Source organism: Ameyamaea chiangmaiensis (genome assembly GCF_013376175.1).
Classification (GTDB): domain Bacteria; phylum Pseudomonadota; class Alphaproteobacteria; order Acetobacterales; family Acetobacteraceae; genus Ameyamaea; species Ameyamaea chiangmaiensis.
Window position 1 is genome coordinate 1 of record NZ_JABXXR010000145.1, and the last position, 6,638, is coordinate 6,638.

Sequence of the window (6,638 nt, forward strand, 5' to 3'; positions counted from 1 at the left end):
CGCATTGGTGGAACCTTTCGGGCTCCGCCCAGACGGCTCTACCGGATGAAGCGATATCTGGCTCGCAGATAACATAAACACATCACTCACAGGCCCACCCTCCACCGGTAAGCCGGTGAATCACAACACTCCGCTCAGTTCAATAAGTTAATAGGTCCTGAACCTAAGGCTCTAAGAGGCACGTCGCCGGGAAGAAGACCGTTGGTCCCATGAATACACCGCATTCAGGCACTTTTGGGACTTACTCTATCCCTTCACTCCTGAAACGCACGAGTTCACGGCGGATAACTTGCAATACGGTATCACGCAGCCAGCAATGGACGCCATCCGAGTCTACACGGGGATGCCAAGCCTGAAAGGTCGCAACGGGAGGCAGATTGAACGGGAAGTCGAAAGCCGCAAGCTGGACCTGTGATAGTGGAAGACGGTCGATTACGATATCAGGCAGCGGGAGGATCATGTCCGTCTCACGCACGGTCTCGATCATGGAATGATAGGTCGGCACCACGATGGCAATGGGCCTGACTAGGCCGTAACGCTCCTGAAGAACGGTATCGATCGGGCCGTAAAGCCGGCCTTTACGCGAGACGCTGATGTGATCGTATTCCACGAGAGTCTGCGGCGTGATGCCTTGCGCAAAAATGGGGTGTCCTTCCCGTACCATTGCGCGAAATGGCGTCAGGAACAGGGCCTGACGCATGATCTCAGGGCGCAGATCGTCAGTGCCACCGATGTAAAGATCAATCCGGCCGCTGCGGAGTGCTTCGCTGGCCGGATCTTCGGTTTCGGGTGAGAACACGATGCTGCAATTCGGACAGTCCTGCTTCAGCCCCATCAGAATAGCATGGCCGAAAGCACCAACTATAAGGTCATTGGCGCGTATAGTGAACCGGGGTGAAAGATGGCGCAGATTGAGCGTCTCGCTATCATTCACCAGCGCATCGGCCTCACGCACGATGTTATGGACCCGGTCACGAATGCGGTTGGCGAAGGACGTGGCCATCATCCGGCGCCCGGATAGAACCAGAATAGGGTCTCCAAACACGATACGTAGCGTTGCGAGATGGCGGCTCATGGCGGCATCGCTCACCTTTAGCCGGCGCGCTGCCTGTGAGACGCTTTCTTCTTCCACAAGAACCTGAAGATAGCGCAGCAGGTCGAGATCGTAGCGTCTGTGACTGTCAATCCGTTTGGCCATCTCTCTCCGTCTCCTGCCGCTTTCCGTTGCAGTTTCGCGCTTTTAACCCGAAACGGAAGGGTTTTCTATGACTCTTACGGAAAGTGGAAACGTCACCTGCTTCAAACGTGGGTTTTCGGACCTCTCTGCGCTGGATAGTGGCTGTGGGGCAAAGAAAGAGATCCAGCAATGCAACCAGCAGCCTCGCCTTCGGCGGCTGCGCCGACCGCGCAGCCGTCTTACATTCCCCCTTTCGGCATGCAGACCATTATCGGCTGTCTCGGGATGCTGCTGGCCGTGCATGTCGCCGGGTTCAACGAGCACATTACCGAAATCGGACTCGCCGATATCCGCGGTGCGATGCATATCGGACACGATGAGGGCACGTGGTTCATCTCGATCTACGAAACCTTCAACATTGCGGCCATGGCGTTCACGCCCTGGTTCTATATGACGTTCTCGATCTACCGCTTCTCGATCTTCATGACAGCCGTCCTTGCCCTGCTGTCACTCCCTCTGCCCTTCATGCCGGACATGACCTCGCTGTGCTTTCTTCGCGCTGCACAGGGCTTAAGTGCGGGATGCCTGCCGCCTATCTTGATGACGGTCATGCTCAAATACCTCCCGCCGCCCATCAAGGTGTTCGGCATTGGTGGCTATGCGATGAGTGCGACATTCGGCCCCAATCTTGGCGACCCGCTGGAAGCGATGTGGTTCGAGCATGTCGGCTGGCACTGGCTGTACTGGGAGGTCATTCCCTTCAGCATCGCCGCCATCGCCATGATGGCCTACGGACTACCACGCGACCCGGTGCATCTCGAACGGTTCCGGAACTTCAACTGGCGTGGTTTCTTCATTGGCGTTCCATCCATATTGTGTGTGGTGACGGTGCTGTATCAGGGGGACCGGCTGGACTGGTTCCGCTCGCCCGTTATTTCACACCTGACGTTCTGGGGCGGCGCACTGTTCGTGGGGTTCCTGTTCCACGAATGGCACCATCACAGCCCGTTTTTCCGGCTTCAGTACTGGAAAAACCGCAACATCACGATGTCGCTGCTGACCCTTGTGGCCGTGCTCATCATCTGCGGGTTGATGATGGAAGTCCCGATGACATATCTGGAAGCTGTGCGGGGATACCGGCCGATTCAGGCGGCTCCGGTTGCGCTGACCGTTGCCCTGCCACAACTCGTCATGTTGCCCCTAACGGCCGCACTCTGCAGTTCCGCGCGGGTAGACTGCCGTTATGTTCTGGCATTCGGCATGTCCTGTCTGGCGCTTGCGGCGTTCCTCGGTACCTGGCTGACCCCCGACTGGGTGCGGGATAATTTCTATCTCCTGCAGGCGCTTCAGATTCTTGGCCAACCGATGGTCGTGATCCCGGTTCTGATGCTGGCGACGATGTCACTCGGCCCGGCGGACGGCCCTTTCATCTCGGGCATGGTCAACATGCTCAAGGGTATGGCCAACGCGTTCGCGGCTGCCATTTTCGAGGTCCTTCTCCGCCGTCGGGAGCAATATCACTCCACAATGTTGCTGGACCGGGCAGGCAACAACGCCACCGCGCTGTCGGGCATGGGCGATCCGATCCACGCAGCGATCAGCAACAGTTCGCCTGACGGCGATCATGTGGCGCACAATACGCTCCAGATCTTCCACACCTATCTGCACGAGCAGTCGACCACACTCGCACTGGTGGACATCTACTTTGTCGTGATGTGCATTTGCGTCGCCTATGTCGCGCTGACTGCCGTGCTGCCTATACGGGTCTATCCGCCCGGTAAGGGGCCTGCTCCGGCCATACCTGCTGCCGCCCGCGAGCCCGATCCAGAACCCTTCCCCCTCCCCGCCACCGCGCACTGACGGACCTGCCTCAACATGATTTATGGAAAACCTCTTCTCCTGGCCGGCTGTGCGGTCGTCCTGCTAACCGGCCTCGCCTGGACGGCCGATCGTTTTTTTGTAGGCGACGGCATCCATCAGGAAACAAATGACGCTTATGTCACGGCCGATTTCACGACTGTTGCGCCTAAAGTCTCCGGACGGATTGACCGCGTTCTGGCGGAAGACAACGAATATGTTCATGCTGGCGAGGAACTCGCGCATATCGAGGACGACGATTACCGCACAGCTCTGGAGAGCGCGCGTGGCGATACGGCTGCGGCTCTGGGCGATGTGAACAATCTGCAAGCCCTGCTGGACCGTCAGGGCTCCATCGTCGATGCGGCAAAATATACCGTGCAATCCGACGAGGCGGCGCTTGTCTTTGCGCGGCAGAACGCAGCCCGGTATCGCAATCTGTCAGCAGGTGGTGCCAGCACGATCGAACAGCAACAGAGCGCGGAAGCCCGACAGCTTGAAGCGGTTGCAGCTCTTGCACGTGACAAGGCAGGCACCAGCACGGCCGAACAGCAGGTCGCCGTGCTGAAGGCACAGCTTGAAAAGGCACAGGGCGCACTGCAGAAAGCAAAAAGTACCGAACATCAAGCTGAACTCAATCTCTCCTACTGCACCATTCCTGCCCCTGTGGACGGTGTGGTGGGTGAGCGCGGTGTGCGTGTGGGTGCCTATGTCCATCCGGGCACGGGACTGCTGGCAGTGGTGCCGGTCCGCAAGGCGTATGTTCTGGCGAATTTTCAGGAAACGCAGCTTACGAAGGTCCAGACTGGACAAAGTGCAACGGTATGGGTCGACACCTTCCCCGGCCATCCCTTCAAAGCACATGTGGACAGCCTGGCCCCGGCCACAGGTGTTGCTTTTGCAGCCATCCAGCCCGACAACGCGACCGGCAACTTCACGAAAGTGGTCCAGCGCGTACCCGTCAAGCTGACCTTCGATCCCGGGCAGCCTCTGGCAGAGAAGATTCGTGTTGGCATGTCGGTCGAAGCGCGCATCGACACGTCCTCCATGCCAGAGGGCACCCATTCCCATGATGTCCGGTATCTCTGGAAATGAGATCGTCCATGTTCCAGCCCTCACGCTGCCTTCTTCTGGCACTTACCGCGCTGTCCGCCTGCACGGTGGGACCGGACTATCACCGTCCCGACCCGCAAGCGCCCGCGCACTGGCATCAAAGCCTTTCTCCCTCAGCCAGTCATCCGCAGGAGGCATCCGTCGTAGATGCGCAATGGTGGCGGATCTATCGCGACCCCACGCTGACGGCTCTGGAAGAAGACGTGGTGCGCAATAACCTCGATCTCCGCGAGGCTAGCTTGCATTTCGCGGAAAGCCAGGCAGAACGACGGATCGCCAGTGCGGCCCAGATGCCCCATATGGAGGGCGCCGCCTCCTATGCCCGTGAGCGAGCCAGCACGAACGGTATTCTCGGCCTTCTAGGAACCATGCAACAGGCCAGCCCCGGCGAAATTGCCAGCGGTCAGCAGGGCTTTGGACCGGCAGCAATGGATGGCGCGAAAGGCAACCCGTCTTTCAATCTGCCACAATACGGACTGAGTGCGTCATGGGAGGTCGATTTCTGGGGACATGTCAGGCGACAGATCGAGGCGGCTACCGCGGCCATGCATGAAACCGAAGAACTGCGTCGCGATGTGCTGGTCTCCCTCATGGCGGAAACCGCGCAAGATTATCTGAGTCTGCGAAATATTCAGGCGCAGGTCGGCATCACGCAGCAGAGTATCGCGATTGCAGAGCACAGTGTGAAACTGACGGAACTGCGCTTTGCCCAGGGAACGGCAACGAAGCTCGACGTCGCCTATTCCCGGGGACAGATGCATGGTTTTGAGGCGCGGCTTCCTGTTCTGAAAAGTCAGGAAGTGCATCTTGTGAACGCCTTGAGCTTTCTGACGGCACGACAGCCGGGTGCGTTGAAAGACAGACTCGGTTCGTCTCAGATCATCCCCTCAGTCCCTGCGGACATTCCTGTCGGTCTCCCCTCCGAACTGGCAGAGCGCCGCCCCGATGTGCGGGCGGCAGAAGACCACCTCCATGCCGCGACGGCGAGTATCGGCGTGGCGGTCGCGGATTTTTTCCCGCGCGTAACGCTGTCGGGCAGTCTGGATATTCAGGCGTTGCAGTTCAGTGGACTGGGCTCATGGGCATCGCGTCAGTACGGGTTTGGTCCGACCATGACGCTACCCCTGTTTGAAGGGGGACGCCTGACGGGGCAATTGCATCTGCGCCGCGCCCAGCAAAAGGAAGCCGCGATCGCGTTGCAGCGTACGCTTCTGAAAGCATGGGAAGAGGTCGATGATTCCATGGCGGATCTGAGCGCCTTGCAGGAACGTCGAAACCGTCTGGAAGAGGCTGTCTCGGAAGATGAGACCGCCGTCCATATCGCCCAACTTCAGTATGCTCAGGGAGCCGGAGACTTCCTCAATGTTCTGACCACGCAGAATGCCCTTCTGGCAAGCCGGAGCGCTCTGGCTGAGTCGAGCGCAAACGTCTCGATTTCCGTCGCCCGTCTGTACCGGTCTCTAGGAGGGGGGTGGACCCAAAAATCCTGACGTCCAGTTGGCAGTGTTCAATGCGGATGCTTCTTGTCGTCCATCCCACTGCTTTGTGCTTAGATAGTCAAATAACGCGCCGGTGGTCACATCACCGAGGGCGGGCCTTTGCCAACTGGTACACCCTCCACCTTCAGGCCACCATCTGGGGTCAGGAAGCAATCTACCTCGACGAGCGTCCACATTCCCCAGCGCGGCCAGAAATGCGCAATTAGCAATGGGACGCCAACTGCGTCGCTGTTGACGCTGCCCCGAACATGCCCTCGTTTTTGAGTTAGGGTCTGCGGGTTGTTGTATGCCTTGGTGGCGTGTTGAGCGAAAGCCTCTGGCGTCATGCCATTCAGGCTGGTGTGGGGCCTGACGGCGTTGTAGTCGGCCTGCCAGGCGTCGATGACCGTCCGAGCGTGGGCGAGGTTGCGGAACAGATGCTCGTTGAGGCATTCGTCGCGGAACCGGCCGTTGAAGCTCTCGACGAACCCGTTCTGCTGCGGCTTTCCCGGTGCGATGTAGTGCCACAGCACCGACCGCTGTTCCTGCCAGGCCAGGATCGCGTTCGACGTCATCTCGGTGCCATTGTCGCTGACGATCATCAGCGGCCAGCCGCGCTGCTCTCCGATCCTGTCGAGTTCGCGGCCGAGCCGTTCGCCTGACAGCGACGTATTCGCAGCAACATTCACCACCCGTCTAATCACGTCCGATGAGGCCATCTTGTGCGCTGCTCTCCCCCGCTTCGCTTCCCTCTTCTCTCACGTCCGGACCGATACTCCCACGCATCGTTGCTACGCCAGATTTCTCTCCCGAATGATTCCTATATGATTCCAGTTGGCTTGGTAGAACGCAGAAAGCCCGCTCTGTGAGCGGGCTAAGCGTTTTATTTCAAACGGAATTCGTGGTTGCGGGGACAGGATTTGAACCTGTGACCTTCAGGTTATGAGCCTGACGAGCTACCGGGCTGCTCCACCCCGCGGGGGTGATTGTGTGTAGTATGAGTGGGTTTGAAG

General features: G+C 58.8%; 4 protein-coding genes, 1 tRNA gene and 1 pseudogene. 3 read left to right on the forward strand and 3 right to left on the reverse strand.

Going from position 1 to position 6,638, the window contains the following annotated elements; all coding sequences use genetic code 11:
- Nucleotides 1–241: 241 nt before the first annotated feature.
- Nucleotides 242–1,198, reverse strand: a complete 957-nt coding sequence (locus HUK82_RS13420) for a LysR family transcriptional regulator (RefSeq protein ID WP_176614443.1) — start codon at nt 1,196–1,198, stop codon at nt 242–244.
- A gap of 168 nt (nt 1,199–1,366) precedes the next feature.
- Here HUK82_RS13420 and HUK82_RS13425 point away from each other — a divergent pair, with 168 nt between their 5' ends.
- From HUK82_RS13425 to HUK82_RS13435, 3 genes are read left to right on the forward strand one after another with little or no spacing between them, the layout of a single operon-like run.
- Nucleotides 1,367–3,037, forward strand: a complete 1,671-nt coding sequence (locus tag HUK82_RS13425) for an MFS transporter (protein ID WP_176614444.1) — start codon at nt 1,367–1,369, stop codon at nt 3,035–3,037.
- Between the two features lie 15 nt (nt 3,038–3,052).
- On the forward strand, nt 3,053–4,129 hold the full coding sequence (locus HUK82_RS13430) for an HlyD family secretion protein (protein WP_176614445.1): 1,077 nt from the start codon (nt 3,053–3,055) through the stop codon (nt 4,127–4,129).
- Nucleotides 4,130–4,137: 8 nt separating this feature from the next.
- Nucleotides 4,138–5,637, forward strand: coding sequence for an efflux transporter outer membrane subunit (locus HUK82_RS13435; protein ID WP_246495878.1), 1,500 nt, complete (start codon nt 4,138–4,140; stop codon nt 5,635–5,637).
- Between the two features lie 290 nt (nt 5,638–5,927).
- Here the strand turns inward: HUK82_RS13435 and HUK82_RS13440 are convergent.
- Together HUK82_RS13440 and HUK82_RS13445 are read right to left on the reverse strand one after the other, a co-directional pair.
- Nucleotides 5,928–6,302: pseudogene (locus HUK82_RS13440) on the reverse strand (integrase core domain-containing protein); the annotation flags it as partial.
- A gap of 225 nt (nt 6,303–6,527) precedes the next feature.
- Nucleotides 6,528–6,604, reverse strand: a tRNA-Met gene (locus tag HUK82_RS13445).
- Between the last annotated feature and the right edge of the window lie 34 nt (nt 6,605–6,638).